This is a genomic window from Massilia yuzhufengensis (genome assembly GCF_900112225.1).
Taxonomy (GTDB): domain Bacteria; phylum Pseudomonadota; class Gammaproteobacteria; order Burkholderiales; family Burkholderiaceae_D; genus Telluria; species Telluria yuzhufengensis.
In genome coordinates, this window is sequence record NZ_FOLD01000012.1 from 71,740 (window position 1) to 97,134 (window position 25,395).

Annotated in this window: 19 protein-coding genes; 12 read left to right on the top strand and 7 right to left on the bottom strand. The window is 67.4% G+C overall.

What is annotated here, in order from left to right:
- Positions 1–17: 17 nt before the first annotated feature.
- The 3 genes from BM031_RS12130 to pcaH are packed head-to-tail and all read right to left on the bottom strand — an operon-like array spanning position 18 to position 2,596.
- Positions 18–1,373, bottom strand: a complete 1,356-nt coding sequence (locus tag BM031_RS12130; RefSeq protein WP_091874831.1) for a lyase family protein — start codon at positions 1,371–1,373, stop codon at positions 18–20.
- A complete protein-coding gene (locus BM031_RS12135; RefSeq protein WP_091874832.1) occupies positions 1,370–1,891 on the bottom strand; it encodes a peptidase associated/transthyretin-like domain-containing protein in 522 nt (173 codons plus the stop codon). The genes BM031_RS12130 and BM031_RS12135 overlap by 4 nt, the downstream gene beginning before the upstream one ends.
- Before the next feature lie 12 nt (positions 1,892–1,903).
- Positions 1,904–2,596: a protocatechuate 3,4-dioxygenase subunit beta gene (pcaH, locus tag BM031_RS12140; RefSeq protein ID WP_091874833.1), complete on the bottom strand. Its 693-nt coding sequence runs from the start codon at positions 2,594–2,596 to the stop codon at positions 1,904–1,906.
- Positions 2,597–2,771: 175 nt separating this feature from the next.
- On the opposite strand from pcaH, the gene BM031_RS12145 reads away from it, so the two are divergent.
- The gene (locus BM031_RS12145) at positions 2,772–3,560 is read left to right on the top strand and encodes an IclR family transcriptional regulator domain-containing protein (RefSeq protein ID WP_091874834.1); all 789 of its coding nucleotides are present in this window, start codon (positions 2,772–2,774) and stop codon (positions 3,558–3,560) included.
- 121 nt (positions 3,561–3,681) lie between these two features.
- Here the strand turns inward: BM031_RS12145 and BM031_RS12150 are convergent, their stop codons facing one another.
- A complete protein-coding gene (locus tag BM031_RS12150; protein WP_091874835.1) occupies positions 3,682–4,173 on the bottom strand; it encodes a MarR family winged helix-turn-helix transcriptional regulator in 492 nt (163 codons plus the stop codon).
- A gap of 255 nt (positions 4,174–4,428) precedes the next feature.
- On the opposite strand from BM031_RS12150, the gene BM031_RS12155 reads away from it, so the two are divergent.
- Together BM031_RS12155 and BM031_RS12160 are read left to right on the top strand one after the other, a co-directional pair.
- Complete coding sequence (locus BM031_RS12155; protein ID WP_091874836.1) at positions 4,429–7,149, top strand: TonB-dependent receptor domain-containing protein; 2,721 nt, start codon at positions 4,429–4,431, stop codon at positions 7,147–7,149.
- Positions 7,149–8,522, top strand: coding sequence for a serine aminopeptidase domain-containing protein (locus BM031_RS12160; protein ID WP_091874837.1), 1,374 nt, complete (start codon positions 7,149–7,151; stop codon positions 8,520–8,522). Before BM031_RS12155 ends, BM031_RS12160 begins: the two co-directional genes overlap by 1 nt.
- Here the strand turns inward: BM031_RS12160 and BM031_RS12165 are convergent.
- The 3 genes from BM031_RS12165 to BM031_RS12175 all read right to left on the bottom strand — a co-directional run bounded on the left by BM031_RS12165 (position 8,500) and on the right by BM031_RS12175 (position 12,395).
- Positions 8,500–9,255, bottom strand: coding sequence for an OmpA family protein (locus BM031_RS12165; RefSeq protein ID WP_091874838.1), 756 nt, complete (start codon positions 9,253–9,255; stop codon positions 8,500–8,502). The two genes, BM031_RS12160 and BM031_RS12165, sit on opposite strands and share 23 nt — an antisense overlap.
- Positions 9,255–10,757, bottom strand: a complete 1,503-nt coding sequence (locus tag BM031_RS12170; protein WP_091874839.1) for a hypothetical protein — start codon at positions 10,755–10,757, stop codon at positions 9,255–9,257. Before BM031_RS12170 ends, BM031_RS12165 begins: the two co-directional genes overlap by 1 nt.
- Before the next feature lie 69 nt (positions 10,758–10,826).
- Positions 10,827–12,395 carry an acyl CoA:acetate/3-ketoacid CoA transferase gene (locus BM031_RS12175; RefSeq protein WP_091874840.1) on the bottom strand — a complete coding sequence of 523 codons (1,569 nt, stop codon included), beginning with the start codon at positions 12,393–12,395 and terminating at the stop codon, positions 10,827–10,829.
- Between the two features lie 220 nt (positions 12,396–12,615).
- On the opposite strand from BM031_RS12175, the gene BM031_RS12180 reads away from it, so the two are divergent.
- The 9 genes from BM031_RS12180 (at position 12,616) to BM031_RS12220 (ending at position 25,395) form a co-directional block, all read left to right on the top strand.
- The gene (locus tag BM031_RS12180; RefSeq protein WP_091874881.1) at positions 12,616–13,404 is read left to right on the top strand and encodes a crotonase/enoyl-CoA hydratase family protein; all 789 of its coding nucleotides are present in this window, start codon (positions 12,616–12,618) and stop codon (positions 13,402–13,404) included.
- A gap of 81 nt (positions 13,405–13,485) precedes the next feature.
- Positions 13,486–15,333: a feruloyl-CoA synthase gene (locus BM031_RS12185; protein WP_091874841.1), complete on the top strand. Its 1,848-nt coding sequence runs from the start codon at positions 13,486–13,488 to the stop codon at positions 15,331–15,333.
- An 8-nt stretch (positions 15,334–15,341) separates the two neighbouring features.
- Positions 15,342–16,589: a thiolase family protein gene (locus BM031_RS12190; RefSeq protein ID WP_091874842.1), complete on the top strand. Its 1,248-nt coding sequence runs from the start codon at positions 15,342–15,344 to the stop codon at positions 16,587–16,589.
- Between the two features lie 9 nt (positions 16,590–16,598).
- Entirely contained in the window at positions 16,599–17,363 is a 765-nt protein-coding gene (locus tag BM031_RS12195; RefSeq protein ID WP_091874843.1) for an SDR family NAD(P)-dependent oxidoreductase, read from the top strand.
- A gap of 32 nt (positions 17,364–17,395) precedes the next feature.
- Positions 17,396–18,439 carry an alpha/beta hydrolase gene (locus BM031_RS12200; protein ID WP_091874844.1) on the top strand — a complete coding sequence of 348 codons (1,044 nt, stop codon included), beginning with the start codon at positions 17,396–17,398 and terminating at the stop codon, positions 18,437–18,439.
- Between the two features lie 157 nt (positions 18,440–18,596).
- Positions 18,597–21,395 (top strand): TonB-dependent receptor plug domain-containing protein, encoded by a 2,799-nt coding sequence (locus BM031_RS12205; protein ID WP_091874845.1) that lies wholly within the window; start codon positions 18,597–18,599, stop codon positions 21,393–21,395.
- Between the two features lie 18 nt (positions 21,396–21,413).
- Positions 21,414–22,493, top strand: coding sequence for an alpha/beta hydrolase (locus BM031_RS12210; RefSeq protein ID WP_091874846.1), 1,080 nt, complete (start codon positions 21,414–21,416; stop codon positions 22,491–22,493).
- Positions 22,490–24,268 carry a CocE/NonD family hydrolase gene (locus BM031_RS12215; RefSeq protein ID WP_091874847.1) on the top strand — a complete coding sequence of 593 codons (1,779 nt, stop codon included), beginning with the start codon at positions 22,490–22,492 and terminating at the stop codon, positions 24,266–24,268. Before BM031_RS12210 ends, BM031_RS12215 begins: the two co-directional genes overlap by 4 nt.
- A complete protein-coding gene (locus tag BM031_RS12220) occupies positions 24,265–25,395 on the top strand; it encodes a CapA family protein (protein WP_229408831.1) in 1,131 nt (376 codons plus the stop codon). The genes BM031_RS12215 and BM031_RS12220 overlap by 4 nt, the downstream gene beginning before the upstream one ends.

Consider the following 25,395-nt stretch of genomic DNA (forward strand, 5'->3'; position numbering starts at 1 on the left):
TCTTGTTCCTGTCTGGGTTACGGGCGCAGGGTGCGCAGGACCTCGTGCGCTAGCGCGGCGGCTGGCTGGGCGGCGGCGTCCAGGTCGAACAGCGCTTGCCAGCGGGCCAGGTCGATGCGCCCGCGCAGGCGTTCGTCCTGCTCGACGGCGTCGGAGGCTACCTCGGCCAGGTGGCGCTGCTGGGCGACGGCGCTGCGGGTCAGCTCCTCGACCATGGTGTGGGCGGCCGGGCGGCCGATGACGGCGCCGATGCAGCCGGCCAGCGCTTCGCCGAAGACCAGGCCCCCGAGGGCGTCGATGTTGGCGCGCATGCGCGCTTCGTCGACCTGCAGGCCGGCCATCGCCTCGTTGAGGGCGGCGAGGGCGCCGTGGGCCGACAGGAACAGGCCCGGCCAGCCGGCCAGTTCGGCCTGCCAATTGCCCAGGCCACGTTCATGCTGCTGACCCATCGCGCCCAGCAGGTTGGCGGCCGCGTGCGGGCTGCGGCCACTGGCCGCCAGCGCGATCATGGCGGCCACCGGGTTGCGCTTGTGCGGCATGGCGGACGAGCCGCCACGCCCCACGGCCACCGGCTCGGCCAGCTCGCCGATCTCGCCCTGCGCCATCAGCGCCAGGTCGGTGGCAATCTTGCCCAGGCTACCCGTGAGCACGGCCACTTCGAGTCCGAGGCGCACCCATTCGTCGCGCTGGGTGTGCCAGGCCACCGCCGGGCAGGCCAGGCCGAGTTCATCGGCCATGTGGCGGGCCACGGCTGCGCCCTGGGCCCCCATGACGGCGCGGGTGCCGACCGCGCCGCCCAGCTGGAGCTGCAGCGCACGTGCGGCGCAGGACTTCAGCTGCGCTTGGGAGCGCACCAGGGGCGCGGCCCACAGCGCGGCCTTGAATCCAAAACTCGTCACTTGCGCCGGCTGCATCAGGGTGCGCGCCAGCACCGGCGTGCCGGCATGGCGCTCGGCCAGCGCCAGCAGGGTGTCCACCAGCGTGGCCAGGCCCGCATCAAGCAGGGCCAGCGCCTCGCGCGTCACCAGCACCATGGCGCTGTCGATCACGTCCTGGCTGGTGCTGCCGTAATGGACCCAGGTCGACGCCTCCTTGTCGTACAGGGCCACCGCCGCCGTGAGTTCCTTCACCAGCGGGATCGCCAGGCTGCCGGCGCGGCGGCTGGCATGCACCAGCGCCGGGATATCGTAGAGTGGCGCCTTGCACACCCCGGCAATGGCGCGCGCGGCGCTGTCGGGAATCAGCCCATGCGCCGCCTGGGCGCGGGCCAGCGTTTCCTCGAAGCGGAACATGGCCTGCACCACGGCGCCGTCGTCGAACGCGGCGATCATCTCGGGCGTGCTGAGGAAAGCGTCGAACAGCGACACGCTCATGCCTGGCCGCCGAAGTCGAAGAACACGGTTTCGTCGGCGCCCTGCATGCGGATGGTCCAGGCGTAGGTGCCGGCCCCGGTCTTGCGCGCGACCAGGCCGGCGCGGCGCGGGGCCGGCACCTGGCGCAGGATGGTGGACGCGTCCAGCTTGTCTTCTTCCAGGAAGACGGCGGTGAACTGGTGCACCAGCAGGCCGCGTGCGAACACGGTCAGCAGGGCGGCCGGCTCGCCTTCGCCGGACTGGCCGCGCGTCAGGTGCAGGGTGAATCCACCGTCCTCGCCGGTGGCGATGCGGCGAAAGCCCGGCAGGGCGTTGCCGCTTTCGGCAGCCGTCGCGCCGGGCGTCCAGGTCTCGATCATGCCGTCGTTGATCGGCGCGCCGTCGCCGTCGAGCAGGACGCCCTGGATGGTGATCGCGGACGGACCGGGCTGCGCCGACGCGCTGGCGTCCACGGCCCAGTCCCAGGCTTCATGCGAGAACGGGCCGATGGTCTGGGAAGGAGTGATCGGTAAAGTCATGTGCGGCTCCGCTTAAAGGCCCATCGGCGTGGCGTCGCGGCCGCGCAGGACGATGTCGAATTCATATCCCAGCATCTCGGCGCCGACGGTCTGGTCGATGCTGAAGCGCGAGACCAGGCGATCGCGCGCGGCGAGGTCGGAAAGGCTCTGGTAGATCGGGTCGTAGGCAAACAGCGGGTCGCCCGGGAAGTACATTTGCGTCACCAGGCGCTGCGCGTACACGTTCCCGAACAGCGAGAAATGGATGTGGGCCGGGCGCCAGGCCTTGTCGTGGTTACCCCACGGGTAGGCGCCGGGCTTGATGGTGACGAAGCGGTAGCGGCCATCGTCGTCGGTCAGCATCTTGCCCCAGCCGTTGAAGTTCGGGTCGAGCGGGGCGTCGTGCTGGTCTTTCTTGTGGCGGTAGCGCCCGGATGCATTGGCCTGCCACACCTCGAGCAGCGAATTGCGCACCGGCTTGCCGTCTTCGTCGACCACGCGGCCGGTAACGACGATCTTCTCGCCCAGCGGCGCAGCTTGCCCATGGGCGGTCAGGTCGGCGTCATGCGGCAGCAGCAGGCTGCGCGCGGCAGCCAGGTTGGTCGTGAGCGGCGCGGGCGCATGGATCAACACCGGATCCTGGGTGGGGCCGCGTTTCACGGTCGATTTATAGGGTGGGTAGATCACGCCCGGGTGGCTGCCCGGCGGGAGCGCATCGAATTGCACGGCAATCTCCTGTGGTGGCGGCGGTAGCAAGATGGGCGACCATCGCCCAAAGCCCGCCTCTCTGGTCTGGTGAAGCCATCCTAGACCTGCGGCTGGCGCCAAACAAGCCGCGGTTGTTGCCCAAGTTGCGCACATCGCCCATATTGTGCGATATTCGCACAAACAGGGGATATTTATGAACTATAACGAAAACGCTGCCGAGCCGGAGGCGCCCCAGGCGCGCGACCTGATCGCCGGCCTCGATAAAGGCCTGCAGGTGATCGAGTCCTTCGACCAGGAGCGTTCGCGCCTGACCATCAGCGAAGTCGCCGAGCGCACCGGGCTCACGCGCGCGGCGGCGCGGCGCTACCTGATCACGCTGGTCCACCTGGGCTATGCGCGCCAGGTCGACAAGGTGTTTTCGCTCACGCCCAAGGTGCTGCGCCTGGGCCAGTCCTACCTGCATTCGGCGCGCCTGCCGCGGATCGTGCAGCCCTTGCTGTACCGGCTCGCGTTCTCGCTGGGCGAGGCAGCATCGGCCGGGGTGCTGGAAGGGGACGACCTGGTGTGCGTGGCGGCCGTCAGCGGGGGCAAGCTGGTGTCCGGCACGCTGCAGCCGGGCACCCGGGTGCCGGCCTACTGCACCGCCAACGGGCGCGTGATGCTGGCCAGCCTGCCGCAGCCGGAAGTGGAAGCCTACGTCGCCCGCGTTCACATCGAAGCGCTCACCGAGCACACCATCGTCAACCGCGAGCGCCTGCTGCTGGAGATCGCACGCACCTGTTCGCAGGGCTATTCGCTGGTGGACCAGGAACTGGAGCTGGGGCTTCGCACCCTGTCGGTCCCGATCAAGAACTTCCGCGGCGACACGGTGGCGGCGATGAATGTGAGCCTGCACGCAACCCGCATCGCCGGCGGCGAGATCGTCGAGCGCTTCCTGCCGGCGCTACTGAAGGTGCAGGTGGAGTTGGCGGCGCTGTTATGAGGCAGGGCCAGGTAGGGTGGTCGGCTTCGCCGACCGCGCGTCCAGCTAGCGGAAACGCTGTCGCGGCGCAGGCCGGAGTCGAACGCGCGGTCGGCAGAGCCGACCACCCTACGTTCCACGCTTACCCGCGCGAGGGCTGGAAGATCTTTTGCAGCAGTTTCAGGAGCTGCGCGCGTTCCGCATTCGACAGCGCCGAGGTGGCGTCCGCCTCCAGCGCGCTGACCTTGTCTTCCGCCTCCACCGCCATCCGCTCGCCCTCGGCAGTCAGGATCAGGGTCTGCGAACGCTTGTCCAGCGGATTACGCTGGCGCAGCAGCAGGCCGCGCGCTTCCAGGCGGTCGAGCAGGATGGCCAGGTTCGGCGGCGACACGTTGATCGCGTTCGACAGGCGCTTCTGGGTGATGTTCGGGTTCGCGTGCAGCAGGCTCAGGACCGAGAAGTCCACCGTGCGCAGGTCGAGTTCACTCATGCGCTCGTGGAACAGCGGCATGATGGACAGGTAGGCGCGGCGGCAGTTGTAGCCGACCAGGCTAAGCAGCATCTCCTGGTTGAGCGGCTGGTCGGCCGCTTCCTGGACGGCGTTGACGAATTGTTCGTGCTTCTTGGTCGGCATCTGAATGGGCGTCGGTAGGGTAGGGCCAGCACTGCAAAACGATGCGGCGCATGCCGGATGGCGGCGTCCCCGATTATATGACAAAACCATTATATGCAAGAATCACGTCATCATGCGGCGTGCATGATCCGGGGCGCGGCCGACAGCGCGAAATCGCTTGCTAGCCATCGAAGTTTGGTTATAAACTAAAATCATTATAAATTAAAACCAAGCCGCGACCCGACCGGGCAGCGCGCCAATTCTGGAGACCTCACCATGCAAGGCACTACCCAACACCAGCCGCGCCAAGCCGACCAGCCGTTCAACCTGCGCCCGATGAGGATCAGTCACCTGGTCGCGGTGTTGTGCGCCAGCGGCATGCTGGGCGCGATGCCTGCGGCCCTGGCCCAGGATGCGCCGGCCAAGATGGATTCGGTGGTCGTCACCGGCACCCTGATCCGCGGCGCGGCCCCGGTCGGCGCGCCGGTCGCCAAGCTCGATCGCGAAGCCATCGAGAAGTCCGGCGCGGCCACCACCACGGATTTGCTGCGCCTGCTGCCCCAGGTGCAGAACCTGGGCGCGACCGACAGCCATAACAGCAATACCCAGAATGCGAACCAGAACATCACCTCGGGCTCGGGCATCAACCTGCGCGGCCTGGGACCGGAATCGACGCTGACCCTGGTTAACGGCGTGCGCATGGCGCCGGGCGGCCTGGCGGCCCAGTACACCGACCCGGCGACCATTCCGCCGCTGGCGGTCGAGCGCATCGAGGTGATCACCGACGGCGGCTCGGCCACCTACGGCTCGGATGCGGTGGGCGGCGTCGTGAATATCCGGCTGCGCAAGCGCTTCGACGGGGTGCAGGTCTCGGCGCGCCACGGCGTGGCCGAGGACATGCACCAGACCCAGGTGGGCGCCATCGCCGGCCGCAACTGGGAAGGCGGCAACGTCATGTTCGCCATCGACAAGAACAAGCGCTCGCGCTTATCAAGCGACAACCGCGCCTTCTATACCGACGACATGCGGCCATGGGGCGGCCCCGACCTGCGCAGCTTCAACGCCAGTCCGGGCAACATCCAGGTCGGCAGCACCCGCTACGGCATCCCGGCCGGCCAGGACGGCCGCGGCCTCACCGCTGCGCGGCTGTCGAGCACCCCGAACCGCCTGAGCATCTACCGGGGCCGCGACGCCTTGCCGGAACAGGATCGCCTGAGTATCGTGACCGCCTTTAGCCAGGAACTGAGCCCGACGCTGCGCCTGAACCTGGAAGCCTTCGGCTCGGAGCGCAAGTACGAACGTTTCAGCGACCCGAGCTCCGGCTCGTACACGGTACGCCCGGCCAATCCCTTCTTCATGAGCCCCGTGGCCGGCGCCACCTCGACAGTGGTGAACTACTCCTGGATCAACGACATCGGCAACAACCTGAGCCAGGGACACGAGCGCACCGGCCGCATCATGGCGGGCCTGGACTTCGACATCGGCACCGACTGGAGCGGCAATGCCTACGTGGCCACCAGCCGCACCGATGAAAAATCCTTGAGCGGCAATATCAACGGCAATGCCGTCAACGCGGCCCTGGCCGACACCAATGCCGCCACCGCGCTGAACCTGTTCTGCGACGCCGCCGCTTTCCAGTGCAATAACCCGGCCACGATCGCGAAACTCATCGCCTTCAACGACCGCAATTCCTCGTACAAAATGCATGACGTAGGCATGAAGTTCGATGGCCCGGTCTTGAGCCTCCCGGCCGGCAAGCTGCGCGTGGCGGTGGGCGGCGAGATCCACAAGGACGAGATGGCCTACTACGAGGACCGCAACAACTCGACCCCGAACAACAGCACCGTCTTCCACATCGATAATTCGCGCTCCATGCCCAAGCGGACCGTGAAGTCGCTGTACGCAGAAGCCAACGTGCCGGTGGTGGGCAAGGCCAACGCCATGCCCTTCGTCGAGCGCCTCGACCTGTCGCTGGCGATCCGCGCCGACGACTACAGCGACTTCGGCTTCACCAGCAACCCGAAGGCCGGCATCGACTGGGTGCCGGTATCGGGCATGAAGGTGTATGCCACCTACGGCACCGCCTTCCGCGCCCCGACCCTGGGCGACCTCGATCCGATCAATGCGGGCCTGATCAACGTGGTCGACCGCATCGGCGCCGACGGCCGCACCCAGACCCGCGGCATCGTGCTGCTGGGTGGCCGCGAAGGCCTGGGCCCGGAAACCGCCGACATCACCACCTTCGGCCTGAACGTCAAGCCCGCCGCCTTGAAGGGCCTGAGCCTGACCGCCGACTTCTTCAAGGTGGACTACCAGGACCGCATCCTCACACCGGGCAACGACCAGGCGATCTTCCAGAAGCCGGAACTGTCGCCTTACCTGAACACCACGCCCACCGTGGCCCAGCTGCAGGCCCTGATGGCCCAGCCTACCTTCACCGGCAATACCCAGGAACCGATCGCCGGCCTGCGCTTCGTCGCCGACGGCCGCCGCTACAATGCGGGCGTGGTCAAGACCAGCGGCGTCGACCTGTCGGCGCGCTACGACTGGACCACCGGTTTCGGACGCATGACGGCCGCCGCCAATGCCAACTACATCTTCAACTACAAGCAGCAGTTCACCCCGACCACGCCCTTGGTGGGCGGCCTGCTGAACACCCTGAACAACCCGGTGCGCCTGCGCGCCCGCGCCGAACTGGGCTGGACCGGCCAGGATGCCCGCGTGACCGCCTTCGCCAATTTCACCAACGCCTACACCAATGCGACCCTGGCGACGCGCCCGACGGTCGGTTCGTACACCACCTTCGACCTGACCGCGCAATACGATATCGGCAAGCTGTTCGGCGAACAGTACAAGGAACTGCGCGCGGCCCTGAGCGTGCAGAACCTGCTGGACCGCGACCCGCCTTACGTGCAGAACGCCACCCTGGCCTTCGACCCGCAGAACGCCAGCGCGATGGGCCGTTTTGCTTCGCTCACGCTGTCGTACAAGTTCTGATGGCGGCGCGCCTGAGAGCAGGGTTAGCGGCGCTGGCGCTGTATGCCAGCGCGGGCGTGGCGGCGGAACCGGCCCCGGTGCGCCACATCGAAGGCAGCCTCGCCAACGGCGCGCGCTACACCTTCGACGTGCCGCCCGACTGGAACGGCACCGTGCTGCTGTTCAGCCGCGGCTATTCGGCCGGTCCCAGCGCCGGCCCGGTGCGCAATGTGGCCAAAGGCGAGAAGGACTTGCTGCTGACGCGCGGTTTCGCGCTCGCCGCATCGGGCTTCTCGAAAGCCGGCTGGGCGCTGGAAGAAGCGGTGCCGGACCAGGTGGCCACGCTCGACGCCTTCAGCGCCCAGGTGGGCAAGCCGACACGCACGATCGCCTGGGGCACCTCGATGGGCGGCCTGGTGACGATCGCGCTGCTGGAGCGCCATCCCCAGCGCTTCGATGCCGGCCTGGCCCTGTGTGCCTCGGCTGCGGGCACGCCCGGCATGATGAATGCGGCGCTGGACGGCGCCTGGGCCTTCAAGACTTTGTTGGCTCCGGACAGCGCGCTGCCGGTGCTGTTCAATGGCCCGGCGGGCGAGGGCAAGGCCCAGCTGGCGCAGTGGCAGGCCCAGCTCGACGCGGCCCAGTCCAACCCGGCGGGCCGTGCGCGCCTGGCGCTGGCCGCGACCCTGGGCCAGGTGCCGACCTGGATCGACGCGGGCAGCGCCCAGCCGGCGCCTGGCGACATCGCGGCCCAGCAGCACCAGCTATATAAAGGCTTCATCGGTGCGACCCTGCTGCCGCGCGACGACCAGCTGGCGCGCGCGGGCGGGAATTTTTCGTGGAATACCGGCATCGACTATGCGGCCCAGCTGAAGAAATCGGGTCGCACGGAGTTCGTGCGCACGTTGTATGCGCAGGCCGGCCTGGACCTGGACGCCGACCTGGCGCGCCTGGCCGCCGCGCCGCGCATCGCGGCCGAGCCGGGCGCCGTCGACTACATGAAGCGCAACTATGCGCCGAGTGGGAAGCTGACCAAACCGATGCTGCTGGTGCAGACCGTGTCCGACCAGGTGACGCTGGCCGAATTCACGGGCGAATACGCGCGCCTGGCCCGCGCCGCAGGGGCGGGGGACCTGGTACGCGAAGCCTATGTGCAGCGCGTCGGGCACTGCAACTTCAAGCCCGGCGAAACGGTGGCGGCGCTCATGACCCTGCAAGACCGTATCGCCGGCAACGCCTGGAAGGCCGATCCGGCATCGCTCAATGCGCTGGCGGCGACCGTGGCGCCGGATGGCGCCGACTACACCGCCTTCACGCCGGCGCCCTTCATCCGGCCCTGCTCCGGATCCGAAGGAAGCTGCGCGGGCGAGCCTAAGGCTGCACCACCACGGTAACGCGGCGTTTCGACGCATTGGCCAGCGATGGCGGTGCGTCGATCGCCTGCGGGTCGATGCGCCAGTCGAGCTTGACCGAGCTTTCCGGTACTCCCAGGCGCACCAGCGCCAGCTTCACCATCTCGGCCCTGGCCTTCGCCAGCGCCTTCGGTTCGGCCAGGCGCCGGCCCGAAACAGTGAAACCCTTTACGTCCGCATAGCCGGTCACTTTGACGCTGCGCGCCTTGCTGGCCACCGAATACAGCATGGCCTTCTCAAGCGTGGTCTCGACGCTCTGGTAGATCAGGCGGTCGTCGTTGTAGCTGAAACCGACCTCGTAAGTCTGGACGCTGAAGGGCGCGACCGGCATGGTCCGCGCCACGCCGAGCGGCTGCAGGAGTTCCGCAGGCAGCACCGAGGGCTTGCTGGGGAAGCCTTCCGGCGGAATGATCACTTCCGTGCAAGGCTCGTCCAGTACAGCCACCCGCACCGGGTTGAGCGCGACCCCGCCGCAGATATCCCTGGCGCCCGCCACTTCGCCTTCGACCAGCACCATGCGTCCGACCAGCGGCTTGTTGGCGGCATCGGTAACGTCGTAGCGAACGCCAGTGGCGCCGTCGGTGGCCAGCCAGCAGCCGGACTTGCGGCCATTCTCGGTGTCGCGGTAGACCGGGCAGGCGACGAATTCGACCGCCTGCGCCTGGACCAGTGCGCCCAGCAGCGCCGTGCAAAGCAGTGTGCGGCTTGTCTTCATTACAGCACTTTCATCAGGTTGACCAGGTCCTGCTTTTCCTGCTCGGTGAACTGGATGTGGTAGCGGCGGTCGTAGATGTCGACGATTTCGCGCAGGGTCCCGGCCGCGCCGTTGGCGAAGTAGGGCGCGCGGCCGGCGAGGCCGCGCATCGACTGGGTGGTGATCTTGCCGATGTCCTCGCAGCGTCCGGTGGTGAGCGCATAGCCCGGGTCCTGGGTATAGACCACCTTGCCCAGGAAGGGGTGCGGCTTGTAGCCGGGCTTGCAGGTGAGCTTGAACAGCGGCAGTTCCGGCGAAGGCTTGGCGTGCGGCTCGTTGGTGGTGCCCAGGTCGATGCGGCCCGGGGCGATGTCGATGCCGCTGCCGTGCATGTTGTGGCACATGGCGCAGGAGTTGAGCACCGGGTCGCCGAAGCCCATCGAATTGATGCCGGCCGAGCCCTTGATCAGGAAGTTGCGCTTGCTGAACAGCTCCGCGCCGCGCGCCACCGATTCGCGGAATTTCTGTTGTTCGACATTCGCCGATGGCGCGGACTTGCCCGCTTTCCAGGCCAGGAACTCCTTCCAGATCGGGTTGGAGCCCGATTGCAGCATGCCGCCCTTGTTCTCTTCGATATGCTGCGGGCCGCCCTTGGCGCCGGCCTCGCTCAGGCTGCCGCCCCATTGGTCGTGGCTTTGTGCGCTGGAGATCTGCGATTCGAACTCGACGATCTGGCGCAGCTGCTCCGGCGTGGGGTCGCCATGCATCTGCAAATGGGTGCGGATGGCGTCGACCGCCTGGTCTTTCAGGGTGAGCACACGGGTGTCGGCCATCAGGGCTTCGCTCACGTACTCCCCGGTTTCCGGGTCGCGCTGCAGCGGCAGGCCGCTTTTCGGGTCGAACGAGAAGCCGACCGCCGTGATGTATTTCAGGTTGGCCACCGGGCGCGGGCGGCGGAACACAGAGATCGTCGGGTTGCTGCTGGCCAGGCCATACTCGCGGCTGGTGTTGCAGCCGGTCGGGTCGCGCACCACCTCGATGGTGAACTCGGGCTTTACCTTCTTGCCGGCGGCATCGACCGGTGGCCACACCCGCGGGATGCGGAACAGGCCGCGCTCGAGCAGCAGCGAGTGCGAGGCCCGGTCCTGCATCGGCAAATTCGGGCAGTTGGCGCCGTCGCCGGCCGCGAAGATCGGGTCCTTCTCGCGCAGCAGGGTCCAGCGCGCGTTGATGGTCTTCAGCGACAGGCTCATGCCGTCGGCCGGCTGGTGGCAGCTGATGCAGGCGCGCCCGTTGCTGCCGAGCGCCGTAAAGAAGGGGTGGCCCTTGGTGATGGTCTGGCCGGCCCCGTTCAGCGTGGTCAGTTTGCCATGCTCGTTGGCGTAGACCTGCTCGCGCGGGAACACGCGGGTGTCGCCGGGTTCCCACCAGCGTTCGATGGCGCCGTCGTAGGCGGCGTAGCCGGTGCTCGCCGCCAGGACGGCGAGGGCGGCGCCGGTGAGGCGGATCAGGTGTTTTTTCATGGGGTCGACGCCTGGGAATGGCTAGCGGCGCGCATCATCATACCGTGGCGCGCCGCGTGCATGGAAGGATTACTTCGCGCCGTTCGCGGCGATGCACACGGCCAGCCCGCCCCAGGCAGGCTGGAACAGGGCCGCGTCCATCTGCTTCACGTCGCGCATGATGGGGCGGAAGCCCATGTGGGCCAGCACGTCGCGCTCCAGGTCGACGCCTGGTGCGATCTCGGTCAGTTCCAGGCCATCGGGCGTGAGCTCGAACACCGCGCGCTCCGTCACGAACAGCACTTCCTGCCCGCGGCGGGCGGCATCCAGGCCATTGAAGGTGATCTGTTCGACCTGCTTGATGAATTTCGGGACCTTGCCTTCCTGGAGGATCTGCAGCGCGCCGTCGACCACCTTCACTTCCAGGCCGCCGGCCGTGAAGCTGCCGCAGAAGACCAGCTTTTTGGTGGAACGGGTAATGTTGACGAAGCCGCCACAACCGACCGGCCGGCCATTGAACTTGCTGACATTGACGTTGCCGCTGTTGTCGGTCTGGGCCAGCCCCAGGAAACTGGCATCCAGGCCGCCGCCATCGTAGAAATCGAACTGGGCGCTTTGCTCGATGATCGATTCGGCGTTATAGGCCAATGCGAAGTCGCCGCCCTGGGCCGGGATGCCGCCATTCACGCCGCTCTCGATCGACAGCGTCAACAGGCCGGACACGCCTTCTTCCGCCGCGATCGACGGAATGCCGGCCGGGATGCCGATGCCCAGGTTGGTCACCGCGCCTTCCTTGAGTTCCATCGCGGCGCGGCGCGCGATCACCTTGCGCTCGTCGAGCAGCATCGGTTCGAGTGAATTGACCGGCACCCTGGCGTCGCCGCACAGGGCAGGGTTGAACTGGGTGGTAATCGACTGCATGTGGTTTTCCGGTTTGCCGATCACGACGTAATCCACCACCAGGCCCGGGATCTTGACCGCTTTCGGGTGCAGGCTGCCGGCCTGCACGATGCGCTCGACCTGGGCGATGACGATGCCGCCGCAGGCCTTGGCCGCCTGGGCCAGCGCCAGCTGCTCGAGCAGCACGCCTTCTTTATCGAGCGTGATGTTGCCGTTTTCATCGGCCACGGTGCCGCGGATAATGGCCACGTCGATGTGCGGGCGCGGGTAGAACAGCCACTCTTCGCCGGCGAATTCGACCAGCTGCACCAGGTCGTCCTTCGCGCTGGCGTTCAGTTTGCCGCCTTCCAGGCGCGGATCGACGAAGGTGCCCAGGCCGACCTTGGTCAGCAGGCCCGGCGTTTTCGCGGCGATGTGGCGCGCCAGGTGGGACAGCGAACCTTGCGGGAAGTTGTAGGCTTCGACCTGGTCGTCGAAGATCATCTTCATCAGTTCCTTGCCGGTCTGGCCGAAGTGGCCGGCCACGGTGCGGCGGATCATGCCCGGGTGGGCGAAGTGCACCATGCCGCCGTCGCGGCTGTTGCCGATGGCGCCGCAGGCCCAGGTGGTGAGCAAGCGCGGGTGGCCGGTGTCCAGGAAGCGGCGTTCGATGCCCTTCAATACTTCTTCAGGTAGGCTGATCATGGCCAGCCCGCCCAGGAAAATCGTCGCTTCGTCCTTGATCAGGCTACCCGCTTCATCGGCGCTGATGAGTTTCATGTCTGTCTCCGTCGTGGAAATTAGTTATGTTTCATAATCGTATTCGAGTATAACTATATTTCGGCGACCCTTCAAGGCTTGAAGGACGCTTCCGACGATGTTGTGAAACGGGCGCAGAAACAATCTTGCACAGGCCGCGATTTTGTTATAAAGTATAACCATTATGAGACATCATCAAACCTTCCGTGAAGTGCCGCGCACCAGTGCAGAGAGCGAAACCATGACAGATAACCAGACCCCACCGCTGCTGAAGCTGGAGATGATCGGCGCAGTGGCGCGCATCACCATGTGCCGTGCGGCCAAGCGCAACGCCCTGAGCGACAGCCTGGTCGCCGCCCTGCGTGACACTTTCGACAACCTGCCGCCGGAAGCCCGCGCGGCCGTGCTGACCGGCGAGGGCAGCGCCTTCTGCGCAGGCCTCGACCTGTCCGAGGTACGTGAAAACAATACCACCGAGGGTGTCCTGCACTCGCGCATGTGGCATGCTGCATTCGAGAAGATCGCCTTCGGCCGGGTGCCGGTGGTGGTGGTCATGCACGGCGCGGTGGTGGGCGGCGGCCTGGAACTGGCCAGCGCCTGCCACATCCGCGTGGCCGAGGAATCGGCCTTCTACGCGCTGCCGGAAGGCTCGCGCGGCCTGTTCGTCGGCGGCGGCGGTTCGGCGCGCATCTCGCGCCTGATCGGCGTGTCGGCCATGACCGACCTGATGCTCACCGGCCGCGTGCTCTCGGCCGCCGAAGGCCATGCGGCCGGCGTGAGCCAGTACCTGGTGGGCGAGGGCGAAGGCCTGGACAAGGCCATGGGCCTGGCGGCCCGCATCGCCTCGAATGCGCCGATGACCAATTACGGCGTGATGCACGTACTGCCGCGCATCGCCGACCAGTCGATCCAGGACGGCATGATGACCGAAGCGCTGATGGCTGCGGTGGCATCCAGCGACCCGGACACGCGCGGACGGCTGGCCGCTTTCCTCGACGCCAAGGCCAACAAGGTACGCTCGGCAGGCTGACCAGCCGACGACCGCAGCCGGTCGGGAAGTGCGGCAACAGCACTCGGCAGGCGGGATGACAGAATGAACGGAGACACGAGCATGGAAGCACACGTCCGCTACCGCCCGGTGGCATTCGGCGACGACGCAGTCCGGGTCCGCGAGGCCAAGGGCGCCACCTATGTACAGGCCGTCGCGCCGCTGGGCAGCTACGCCCGGCGCACGACCGACCGCCTGCGCCACTGGGCGCAGCAGGCGCCGGAGCGCAGTTTCATCGCCCGCCGATGCAATGACGGCGCCTGGCGCCATATCAGCTATGCCCAGGCGCTGGGCAGCGCCCGCGCCATCGGCCAGGCCCTGCTCGATCGCGGCTTGTCGAGCCAGCGCCCGGTGGTGATCCTGTCAGGGAACGACCTCGAGCACGCCATGCTGGCGCTGGCCTGCCAGTATGTCGGTGTGCCGTATGCACCGATCTCGCCGGCCTATTCGCTGGTGTCGCAGGACTTCGACAAGCTGCGCCATATCGTCAAGCTGCTCAATCCCGGCCTGGTGTTCGCCGCAGACGGCGCCGCCTTCGGCCGTGCGATGGCGGCCTGCTGTGGGCCGGACGTCGAATTCGTCGTCACGGGCGGCATGCCGGATGGGCGTGAAGCGACGCTGTTCTCGGCGCTGGAAAGTAGCGAACCATCGGCTGCGGTGGATGCGGCCATGGAAGCCGTCGGTCCCGAGACGATCGCCAAGTTCCTGTTCACCTCCGGCTCGACCAAGCTGCCCAAGGCGGTGGTGAATACCCACCGCATGTTGTGCAGCAATATGCAGATGCTGGCCCAGGTCTGGCCCTTCCTGCTGGAAGAGCCGCCGGTGCTGCTCGATTGGCTGCCCTGGAACCACACTTTCGGCGGCAACAAGGACTTCAACCTGGTGCTGTTCAATGGCGGCACCCTGTACATCGACGACGGCAAGCCGACCCCGCAGCTGATCGGCACGACGATCGCCAACCTGCGCGAGATCGCCCCGACCATCTATTTCAACGTACCGAAGGGCTGGGACGACCTGGCCAATGCGCTGGCCAGTGACACTGCCCTGCGCGACAACTTCTATAGCCGCCTCAAGCTCCAGTTCTACGCCGGCGCCGCGCTGGCCCAGCCGGTGTGGGACAAGCTGCACGCCAGCGCGGAAAGCGCCTGCGGGGAACGTATCCGCATGACCACGGGCCTGGGCATGACCGAGACCGCGCCTTGCGCGCTGTTCGCCATGCGCGAAGACGTGCATGCGGGCGAACTCGGTGTACCGAGCCCTGGCATGGAAGTCAAGCTGGTCCCCTGCGGCGACAAGCTCGAGGTGCGCTACCGCGGCCCCAGCGTCACGCCCGGCTACTGGAAGGCGCCGGAGGAAACCGCCGCCATGTTCGACGAGGAAGGCTTCTTCTGCTCGGGCGACGCCGTGAAATGGCTGGACCCGCAGCAGCCGCACCTGGGCTTCGTGTTCGACGGCCGCGTGGCCGAGGACTTCAAGCTCTATACCGGCACCTGGGTCAGCGTCGGCCCGCTGCGCGGCCGCATCATGCACGAGGGCGCGCCCTATGTGCAGGATGCCGTCGTCACCGGCCATGACCGCGCCGACATCGGCCTGTTGATCATCCCGAACCTGGCGCAGTGCCGCACGCTGGCCGCGCTGGGGGAGGGCGCGGCGCCTGGCGAGGTGCTGGCCGCCGGCCCGGTGCGCGCCTACTTTGACCAGTTGGTCAAGAAACTCCACGGCCAGGGCAGCGGCAGCGCCACCCGCGTCACGCGCGCGCTGCTGCTCACCGAGCCGCCGTCGATCGACCGCGGTGAAATCACCGACAAGGGCTCGATCAACCAGCGCGCGGTGCTGACCCACCGCGCAGCGCTGGTCGAGCTGCTCTATGCGGGACAGGATCCCGCGATCTTCCACGCTGGCGCACACTGAGGATATACATGATGGCAAAGGGTTTCTACGCAGGCTTCGACGACGTCTGGCTGCTCGATGGCGTGCGCACACCGATGGCCGACTACTGCGGCGTGTTCGCCGACATCTCGCCGACCGACATGGGCATCAAGGTGGCGCGGGAGATCCTGGCGCGCACTGGCGTGGCGCCGGAGGACATCGGCTCTGTCGTCACCGGCAATATGGCGCCGGGAGACTACTTCCAGTACTTCATGCCGCGCCATATCGGCATGTACGCCGGCGTGCCGCATGACGTGCCTTCGCTGAACGTGCAGCGCATCTGCGGTACCGGCTTCGAATTGTTCCGCCAGGCCGGCGACCAGATCGCACGCGGCTACACCGACACCGCGCTGGTGGTGGGCACCGAATCCATGACACGCAATCCGATCGCCGCCTTCAACCACCGCAGCGGCTTCAAGCTCGGCGCCCCGGTCGAGTTCAAGGACTATATGTGGGAAGCCTTGTACGACCCGGCCGCGCAGGTGACCATGCCGCAGACCGCCGAGAACCTGGCAAAGAAATACGGCATCACCCGCGCCGAGGTCGACCAATTCGCTTCGCTCTCCTTCGAGCGCGCGGTGAAGGCACGCGAATCAGGCTTCCACGCCGGCGAAATCGTGCCGGTGGCGAACGAGACCTTTACGCTGGACGGCTACACGCCGCGCAAGCTGCGCCTGTCGCGCAAGGTCGAGGTGCTGGACCACGACACCCACGCGCGCCTGTCGCCGGTGGAGGTGCTGGCCAAGCTGCGGCCCCTGTACCCGGACGGCGTGCAAACCGGCGGCAACAGCTCGGGCCTGGTCGACGCGGCGGCGGCGGCCATCGTCGCCTCCGGCGATTTCGCGCGCGGACGCAAGCCGCTGGCGCGGGTGGTGGCCACCGCCACCGTCGGCGTGCCGCCGGAGATCATGGGCATCGGCCCGGCGCCGGCGATCCGCCTGCTGCTCGAACGCAGCGGCCTCACGCTCGACGACATCGCGCTGTTCGAGATCAACGAAGCGCAAGGCGCGCAGATCGTGGCGGTCGAGCGCGAACTGGGCCTGGACCGTGCCCGCCTGAACATTCACGGCGGCGCCATCGCGCTGGGCCACCCGCTGGCCGCCACCGGCGTGCGCCTGACCATCACCCTGGCGCGCGCCCTGCGCCAGCAGAAGTCGCGCTATGGCGTGGCCTCGGCCTGTATTGGCGGCGGCCAGGGCATCGCGATCCTGCTCGAAAATCCAGACTACGCAAATTAAGGAGAACACATGGACGTGCAAGGAAAATCCGTCATCGTCACCGGCGGCGCTTCGGGCCTCGGCGCCGAAACGGCGCGCCGCTTCGCGCGAGCCGGCGCCAAGGTGGCGGTACTCGATGTCAACCTGGAAGCGGCGATCGCGCTGGCCGACGAGATCGGCGGCATCGCCTGCGGCTGCGACATCACCGACACCGCATCGGTGCAGCAGGCGATGCATGCGGCGCGCGAGCGCCACGGCCCGGCGCGGGTGCTGGTCAACTGCGCCGGCATCGGCGGCGCCAAGCGCCTGGTCGGGCGCGACGGCGCGCCGATGCCGCTGGACGACTTCAGCCGCATCGTCAATGTTAACCTGGTCGGCACCTTCAACATGATCCGCCTGGTGGCGGCCGAGATGGTGGCCCAGGAAGCAACCGAGGACGGCGAACGCGGCGTCATCATCATCACTTCCTCGGTCGCGGCCTATGACGGCCAGGTGGGACAGGAAGCCTACGCCGCCTCGAAAGGGGGCCTGGTCTCGCTCACCTTGCCGCTGGCACGCGACCTGGCCCAGTTCGGGGTGCGCGTGATGACGGTGGCCCCGGGCCTGTTCATGACGCCGCTGCTGTTCAAGCTGCCGGAAGAAGTGCAGCAGTCGCTCGCGGCCTCGATTCCCTTCCCCAAGCGCCTCGGCAAGGCCGAGGAGTTCGCGCAGCTGGCCGAGCACATCGTGGACAACCTGTCGCTCAATGGCGAAGTGATACGCCTGGACGGCGCCTTGCGCCTGCCGCCGCGCTGAGCCGCCCGACCCACCTACCCGAGAGAGCACCGATGGCGCCTTCCCGCACCATCTTCCTGGGCCTGGCAGCGCTGCTGGCTGCCGGCGCCAGCCAGGCCCAGAACACGCGCGAGCCGCACAAGCGCTTCCCGGTCGCGCCGCCGCCACCCTATGTCAGCCCCGAGACGCCGCAAGGCAGCGGGCGCTTCCCGGCCGTGATGGAAGTCGAGCCTGGCCTGGCCACCCACGTGGTGTATCGGCCCGCCAGCCTAACGGCGCTGGGCAAGGACAAGCTGCCGGTGGTGGCCTTTGCCAACGGCGGCTGCGTCAATGTCGGCAACCGCTTCCGTTACTTCTTGAGCGAGATCGCCTCGCACGGCTTCCTGGCAATCGCTACCGGCACCATGGGGCCGAAGGAAGCGGAAAGTTCGCAGTCGAGTTCCGATAACCAGAACCCGCCGGCGCCCGGCTCGCCGGCCGCGCTGGGCGTCAAGCATGCGGACACCGGCCAGCGCCCGGCAGCGACCACGGCAAAGCAGATGATCGATGCGATCGACTGGGCGGTGGCGGAAAACAGCCGCAAGGGCGGCAAGTACGAAGGGCGCATCGACACCAGCAAGATCGCGGTGATGGGCCAGTCCTGCGGCGGCTTGCAGGCGATCGACGCGGCCCACGACCCGCGTGTGAGCACGCTCGGCGTGTGGAACAGCGGCTCCTTCCCGACAGACGGTTTCGCCTGGAGGCTGGCCGCTTCGCGCGCCGACAAGGCCGACGTGAAGACGCTGCGCGTGCCTGCGCTGTACGTGTCGGGCGAGCCTTCCGACGTCGCGTACCCGAATGCGGACAACGATTTCGAACTGCTGCAAGTGCCGGCCTTCCGCGCCTGGAAAGAGCAGACCGGCCACGCCGGCACCTACCGCGAACCGAACGGCGGCGTCTACGGCCAGGTGGCGGTGGCCTGGCTGCAGTGGCAGCTCAAGGGTGACCAGCAGGCCGCGCGCATGTTCACCGGCGCCGATTGCGGCCTGTGCACCCGGCCGGAGTGGAAGGTAAAAAGCAAGGGCATGGGCGCAGACGGCGCTGCCCCGCAGCGCTAGACAGAATCACGTAACTCCATTGCCCGCGACCGCCGCTGCGCTCGCGGGTTTTTTTAACTTTTTTATCACCCATCACGCAGTTTGGCTTTGCAATTCCGTTCGTATAGTTATACGCTATAACCAATATAAGAAATAACTAAACCACAGGAGACGTACCATGAACCGCAGCAAACGCGCCAATCAACACGATCTTTCCTCCCACAGCAACCGTGGCCACGCCCCCCAGCGCATGACCGCCGTGGCCTTCGCCGCCTTCTGCCTGGCGGCCGGCATCCCGGCAGCGGCGATCGCGCAGGAAGCCCCGGCCGCCGAGCTGCAACCGGTCGCCGTCGCGGCGCCGGTCGCGCAGTTGGCAGCGCCGGCAGTGCAGGGCGTCTCCGCCGACAACCAGGTCGTCATCACCGGCAGCCGCGTCCGCGGCGTCGCCCCGGTGGGTTCTTCCGTGATCTCGGTCGGCCGCGTCGACATCGACAACTCGGGCGCCACCAGTACCGCCGGCCTGCTGCAGGAAGTGCCGCAGGTGATGAACCTGGGCGTCTCCGAATCCTCGCGCACCACATCCGGCGGCTCGGGCAACATCACCTACGGCTCCTCGGTCAACCTGCGCGGCATCGGCCCGTATGCGACGCTGACCCTGGTGAACGGGCACCGCACCGTGTCCCAGGGCACCACCGGCGCCAGCGTCGACCCGTCGGTGATCCCGATGCTGGCCCTGCAGCGGGTGGAAGTGGTGGCCGACGGCGCTTCCGCGATCTACGGCTCGGACGCGGTGGCCGGCGTGGTCAACCTGATCCTGCGCCGCAACGTCAAGGGGGCCGAGGGCTTCGTCCGCTATGGCAAGGGCGACGACTACAGCGAGCGCCAGGCTGGCGCGCTGTTCGGGCACGAATGGAAAGGCGGGCAATTCGTCGTCACCGTCCAGCATGACTACAACAGCGCCCTGAGTGGCCTCGACCGCGACTTCTACGCCGGCGACCTGCGCGCACGGGGCGGACGCGACTTCCGCTCCAACCAGTGCCGGCCGGGCAATATCATCATCGGCAGCACCACCTACGCGATCCCGCAGGGCGGCGTCACCGCGGCCAACCGCGCGGCGCTGGTGCCGGGCACCGTCAACCTGTGCGATAACCTGAAGAACTTCGACCTGTTGCCACGCAAGGAGCGCAACAGCGCCGCCTTCACCTTTAACCAGGAGCTGGGCAACGGCTTCCAGCTCTATGCCGACGGCTTCGGCACCCGCCGCGAGTACTACCTGACGCGCGCGCTGACCGCCTCGAACCTGAACGTCCCGTCCACCAACCCGTTCTACGTGCGCCCCGCGGGCGCGCCGGCCGGCACCTCCGAAACCGTGGCCTACTCGTTCGGCGACCAGCTGCCGAGCAACGACGCGAGCGGCTTCTCGCGCAGCTTCAACGGCACCGTCGGCATCGACAAGACCTTCGGCAGCGGCTGGAAAGCCGGCGTGCTGTACACCTACGGCGTCAACGACGACCAGGCCGCCACCTACCGTGGCCTGGACAACGCGGCGGTGAATGCCGCGCTGCGCGATACCAACCCGGCCACCGCCCTGAACGTGTTCGGCGGCCCGAACAACCCGGCGACGCTGGACGCGATCTCGCGCGACGTGTCGATCTCGCCGGGCGAAACCACCTTCCAGAATGCCCAGCTCAAGGCCGACGGCCCGCTGTTCGACATCGCCGGCGGTACCGTGCGTGCGGCGGTGGGCTACGAGCACCAGCGCATCCACACCGAAGGCGGCCAGACCAGGGGTCCGGAACTGACCCCGGCCACCGGCCTGGTGCAGCTGGACCGGAGAATCGATTCGGTGTATGGCGAAGTGGCCGTGCCGCTGGTCGGCGCCGGCAATGCCATGCCCTTTGTTCACCGCTTCGATGTGAACGCGGCCTGGCGCTACGACCGCTACAGCGACGTGGGCAGCACCAACAACCCGAAACTGGGCGTGAACTGGGCGCCGGTGAAGGGCTTCACCGTGAAAGGCAGCTACGGCACCTCGTTCCGCGCGCCGGGCCTGACCCAGATCCGCGGCTTCGCGCTCAATGGCCTCGGTGGCCTGTACGTGCAAAACTATTCCGACCCGACCATCGGCGGCGCGCTGCGCGTGGGTGTCACCCGCAACGGTCCGAACGAAGGCCTGGAACCGGAAACCGCGCGTACCCGCTCGCTCGGCTTCGAGTGGGAACCGTCATGGCGCCGCAACACCCGCCTCGGCATGAGCTACTTCGACGTGCTGTACGAGAACCAGGTCACCGGCTACCTGTCCGACCTGAGCATCCTGAACCGCGAGGCGCAGTTCGCCGGCACCGGCATCATCACCCGCAACCCGTCGCCGGAACTGGTGGCCCAGCTGATTTCGAGCCTGCAGGTGGCGTCGGGTGTGTTGCCGGCCAACTGGACCCTGTTCGTCGATGGCCGCAACAACAACCTGGGCAAGTCGCGCACCAGCGGCATCGACTTCCAGGCCAGCACCCGCGTCCTGACCGAGAACTACGGCAGTTTCGGCCTGGGCCTGTCGGGCACCTACTTCACCAAGTATGAAGTGGCGATCACCCCGGGTGCGGCGCTGCTGGACCAGCTCAATCTGATCTACAACCCGATCCGCTTCAAGAGCCGCCTGAGCGCCAACTGGAGCGAAGGCCAGTGGTATGCCAATACCTATGTGAACTACGCGCGCAGCTACGCCAACAACCTGACGAACCCGGTGCAGCGGGTCGGCAGCAACACCACGGTGGACGCCCGCATCGCCTATGAACTGGGCGAGCGCGCCGGCAGCTGGCTGCAGGGCACCACGGTGGCCCTGAACGTGACCAACCTGTTCGACCGCGCACCGCCTTTCGTCAACCTTGCGCAGAGCAATAACGGTGGCGGCGGCTTCGACCCGACCGCGAGCAACCCGATCGGCCGCATCGTGTCGTTCTCGCTGAACAAGCGCTTCTGAGCCCAGGGGAACCAGACCATGAAACCAAGCCGCCACACCCTCATCGCCCTGGCCGTCGCCGTGATCGCCGCCGGCGCCGCCGGCACCCCGCTGGCCCAGGAGCGCGCACCCGAGAAGGAATACCCGGCGCCGCCGCCACCGCCTTATGTCACGCCCGCCACGCCGCAAGGCACGGGCAAGTACGGCGCCGTGATGGAAGCCGACCCCGGCCTGCCTACCCATACCGTGTACCGGCCGGCCGACTTGGCCAAGCTGGGCGCCGAGAAGCTGCCGATTGTCGCCTGGGGCAACGGCGCCTGCATCAACGTAGGCAACCGCTTCCGCTACTTCCTCAGCGAGATCGCCTCGCACGGCTTCGTCGCCATCGCGACTGGCCCGATCGGCCCGCAGGAAGCGGAAGGGCGCGCCACCAGCGCCAGCCTGCGCGGCAAGCCGGCTCCCGGTTCGCCGGGCGCGCTGGCACTGGCCGCGGGCCAGCAGCCGGTGCTCGATGGCGGGAAGAAGAGCATCCCGTCCGACACCACGGCCGCCCAGCTGATCGATGCGATCGACTGGGCGATCCGTGAAAACGGCCGCAAGGGCAGCCAGTACTACGGCCGCCTGGATACCAGCAAGATCGCGGTGATGGGCCAGTCCTGCGGCGGCGTGCAGGCGATCGACGCCGCCCACGATCCGCGCGTGAGCACCCTGGGCGTGTGGAACAGCGGCGCCTGGCCGGTGAAAGGGCGCGGCTGGGACAACGCCGCGGCCAGGGCGGCCGACAAGGACGACGTCAAGACCATCAAGGTCCCGGCCATCTACATCACCGGCGAGCCGGCCGAAGTGGCGTACAAGAATGCCGACACCGATTTCGACCTGCTCCAGGTGCCGGCCTTCCGCGCCTGGCGCGAGGACACCGGCCATGGCGGCACCTACCGCGAGCCCAACGGCGGCGAATTCGGCGAAGTCGGGGCCAACTGGCTGAAGTGGCAGCTCAAGGGCGACCGCGATGCGGCCAGGATGTTCACCGGCGCCGACTGCGGCCTGTGCAAGCGCCCGAACTGGCATGTCAAGAGCAAGGGTCTGGACGCTGGCGCGGCAGGCAAGGGCCAGCCATGAACCGTACCGCGATCTCGAGCCTGGTCCTCGCCGCCGTGTGCGTCACCGTCGCCGCCAACGCCGCGGCGCCACGCCCGCCGTCGAGCAACTTCGGCAAGCCGCTGCCGGCCCCGCAGAACGAGGTAGTCATGACTTCGGTCTACATCCCGATGCCGGACGGTACCCGGATGGCGGCCGACATCTACCGCCCGGCCAGGAATGGCGTGGCGCTGCCGGGCCGCTTCCCGGTGATCTACCACGCCACCGCGGCGCGGCGCCGCTTCGCGGACACCGACGACCGCTCCGGCACCGGCAAATTCAGCCTGCAGATGATCAACCTGGCCAACCATGGCTACATCTACCTGCAGGTCGAGCGGCGCGGCATCGCCGCCTCGTTCGGCGTGCGCCGGGGCTACCATGACCGCAAGGAAGCGGGCGATTCGCAATACCTGATCAACTGGGCCGCCACGCAGGACTGGTCCGACGGCAAGGTGGGCGGCTATGGCTGCTCGAACACCGGCGACGCCGCCATGCACTTCCTGACCCTGCCCAACCCGGCCCTGAAGGCGGTGTTCGCGGGCTGCTTCAACTGGGACAAGTACAGCGGCGGCTACCGCGGCGGCGTGCTGGCCAACTGGGGCACCGGCCCCCAGGGCAGCTTCGAGCAGGACATGAAATCGACCCCGGTCGACGGCGACGAGAACAAGGCGCTGCTGGCCCTGGCCGCGCGCGAGCACGACGCCAATACCAACTTGCTCGACCTGTGGAGCGGCATGCCCTTCCGCGATTCGGTCTCGCCGCTGACCAAGAGCGCATTCTGGGAAGAGGGCAGCATCGGCACCTATGTCGCGCAGGTGCGTAAATCGAATATCCCGGTCTACATCCAGGGCGGCTGGGACGACGACTTCCGCGGCCAGGGTTTCCTGGCGCTGGAAAACCTGAGCCAGCCGTCCAAGCTGATCGTCGGCCCCTGGGGCCACTGCGAAAGCGAAGGCTTCTCCATGACGGCCGAAGCGCTGCGCTTCTTCAACTACTGGCTCAAAGGGACCAAGAACGGCATCATGGACGAGCCGCGCATCCACTACACGACGGCCAACGCGCCGGCCGGCACCGAATGGCGCACGGCCGACAGGCTGCCGCTGGTTGCTGCCACCAAGACCCGTGTCTACCTCGGCGCGCCCTCCGGCATCGCGCCCAACGACCATCGGCTGGGCACCGCCAGGCCAGCCGCGAAGGTGGCTGCCGCACTGCTGAAGGTCGACTACGCGCCGCTGCCTTGCCCGCAAGGCAACCGCGTGCTGGGTCCGACCTGCCCGCAGGACGCCAAGGGCCAGACCTTCACCAGCGCGGCCCTGGTGCGCGATACCGAAGTCACCGGCTTCCCGGTGGCCGACCTGTGGGTCTCGTCCACCGCCACCGACGGCCCGCTGTTCGCCTATCTTGAAGACATCGCACCTGGCGGCGCCATCACCATGGTCAGCGAAGGCCGCCTGAAGGCCTCGCTGCGCACCCTCGGCAAGGCGCCCTACAAGCTGCCGGACGGGATGCTGTGGCCGACTTTCCTGCAAAAGGATGCCAAGCCGCTGGTGCCCGGCGTGCCGGTGCGCCTGCAGTTCGACCTGATGCCGGTGTCGTACATCTTCAAGGCCGGGCACCGCTACCGCCTGACCCTGACCGGCGCCGACCCGCGCGAGAAGCTGCGCGCCGTACTCGACCCGGCCCCAACCTGGACCATTCACCGCGACGCCGCCCATGCATCGCACCTGGTCATGCCTTTCGTGGGAGGCTCGCAATGACCAGCCTGATGATGGTTGGGGATCTGGTCCTCGACGAACCGAACCCGGACTACTTCTTCGACGCCGCGCGTGAGGTGCTGCGCTCCGCCGGGCTTCTGGTGGGCCACGTGGAAACGCCCTATACCCTGCGTGGCCGCGAGCTGCAGTCCGACATCCCGGCTGAAGCGGCCGACCCGGCCAAGATCGGCGCGCTGGCGCGGGCCGGCTTCCACGCGGCCAGCCTGGCCGGCAACCACGTGTATGACCGCGGCGACGAAGGCGTCGAAGATACCGTGGCGGCCCTGGTCGACAACGCCATCGCAGCGTTTGGCGCGGGCCCCAAGCTGCTGGAAGCGCGCAAGCCCGCCATCCTGGAAAAGGACGGCAAGCGCTTTGGCTTCCTGAGCTATAACTGCGTGGGCCCCAAGGATTCCTGGGCCAGCGCCAACAAGGGCGGCTGCGCCTACGTGCACGTGCTTTCCCACTACGAGCAGGATGGCGCCAACCCGGGTGGCCCGCCACTGATCTATACCTTCGCCACCCCGGCCACGCTGGAAGCGATGCAGGCCGATATCGAGGCGCTGCGCGCCCGGGTCGACGTGCTGGTGGTGGCCCTGCACAAGGGCCTGGTGCATACGCCCTTTCAATTGGCGATGTACGAGCGCCCGGTGGCGCGCGCCGCGATCGAGGCGGGAGCCGACATCGTGGTGGGGCACCACCCGCACATCACGCGCGGCATCGAGTTCTACAAGGGCAAGCCGATCTTCCACGGCCTGGGCAACTTCGTGACCGTGACCCGCGCCCTGAACGTGGAAGAGAACGCGCATCCGGCGCGCCTGGCCTGGGCCGAGCGCCGCCGCAAGCTGTTCGGCTTCACGCCGGACCCGGAATGCGAGGTCTATCCCTTCCACCCGGAGTCGCGCAACACCATGATCGCCGACTTCAGGATCGACGCCGACTGCAGCGTGAGCGCCGGTTTCCGCCCCGTGTGGATCCGCGCCAGCGGCCAGCCAGAAGTGCTCGGGGATTGCGAGCGCGGACGCTCGGTCATGGCCTACATCGAGAAGATCACGAATGACGCCGGCATGAAGGCCCGCTTCGCCTGGGATGGCGAGCGCGTGGTGGTCACCGATCCACGCGCCGCATGA

Coding starts and splice junctions, on each gene's coding strand:
- BM031_RS12200 (WP_091874844.1), top strand. CDS start 17,396: ATGGCGCCTTCCCGCACCATCTTCCTGGGCCTGGCAGCGCTGCTGGCT.
- BM031_RS12205 (WP_091874845.1), top strand. CDS start 18,597: ATGAACCGCAGCAAACGCGCCAATCAACACGATCTTTCCTCCCACAGC.
- BM031_RS12165 (WP_091874838.1), bottom strand. CDS start 9,255: ATGAAGACAAGCCGCACACTGCTTTGCACGGCGCTGCTGGGCGCACTG.
- BM031_RS12170 (WP_091874839.1), bottom strand. CDS start 10,757: ATGAAAAAACACCTGATCCGCCTCACCGGCGCCGCCCTCGCCGTCCTG.
- BM031_RS12160 (WP_091874837.1), top strand. CDS start 7,149: ATGGCGGCGCGCCTGAGAGCAGGGTTAGCGGCGCTGGCGCTGTATGCC.
- BM031_RS12190 (WP_091874842.1), top strand. CDS start 15,342: ATGATGGCAAAGGGTTTCTACGCAGGCTTCGACGACGTCTGGCTGCTC.
- BM031_RS12175 (WP_091874840.1), bottom strand. CDS start 12,395: ATGAAACTCATCAGCGCCGATGAAGCGGGTAGCCTGATCAAGGACGAA.
- BM031_RS12210 (WP_091874846.1), top strand. CDS start 21,414: ATGAAACCAAGCCGCCACACCCTCATCGCCCTGGCCGTCGCCGTGATC.
- BM031_RS12135 (WP_091874832.1), bottom strand. CDS start 1,891: ATGACTTTACCGATCACTCCTTCCCAGACCATCGGCCCGTTCTCGCAT.
- BM031_RS12185 (WP_091874841.1), top strand. CDS start 13,486: ATGGAAGCACACGTCCGCTACCGCCCGGTGGCATTCGGCGACGACGCA.
- BM031_RS12150 (WP_091874835.1), bottom strand. CDS start 4,173: ATGCCGACCAAGAAGCACGAACAATTCGTCAACGCCGTCCAGGAAGCG.
- BM031_RS12215 (WP_091874847.1), top strand. CDS start 22,490: ATGAACCGTACCGCGATCTCGAGCCTGGTCCTCGCCGCCGTGTGCGTC.
- BM031_RS12130 (WP_091874831.1), bottom strand. CDS start 1,373: ATGAGCGTGTCGCTGTTCGACGCTTTCCTCAGCACGCCCGAGATGATC.
- BM031_RS12180 (WP_091874881.1), top strand. CDS start 12,616: ATGACAGATAACCAGACCCCACCGCTGCTGAAGCTGGAGATGATCGGC.
- BM031_RS12155 (WP_091874836.1), top strand. CDS start 4,429: ATGCAAGGCACTACCCAACACCAGCCGCGCCAAGCCGACCAGCCGTTC.
- BM031_RS12220 (WP_229408831.1), top strand. CDS start 24,265: ATGACCAGCCTGATGATGGTTGGGGATCTGGTCCTCGACGAACCGAAC.
- BM031_RS12195 (WP_091874843.1), top strand. CDS start 16,599: ATGGACGTGCAAGGAAAATCCGTCATCGTCACCGGCGGCGCTTCGGGC.
- BM031_RS12145 (WP_091874834.1), top strand. CDS start 2,772: ATGAACTATAACGAAAACGCTGCCGAGCCGGAGGCGCCCCAGGCGCGC.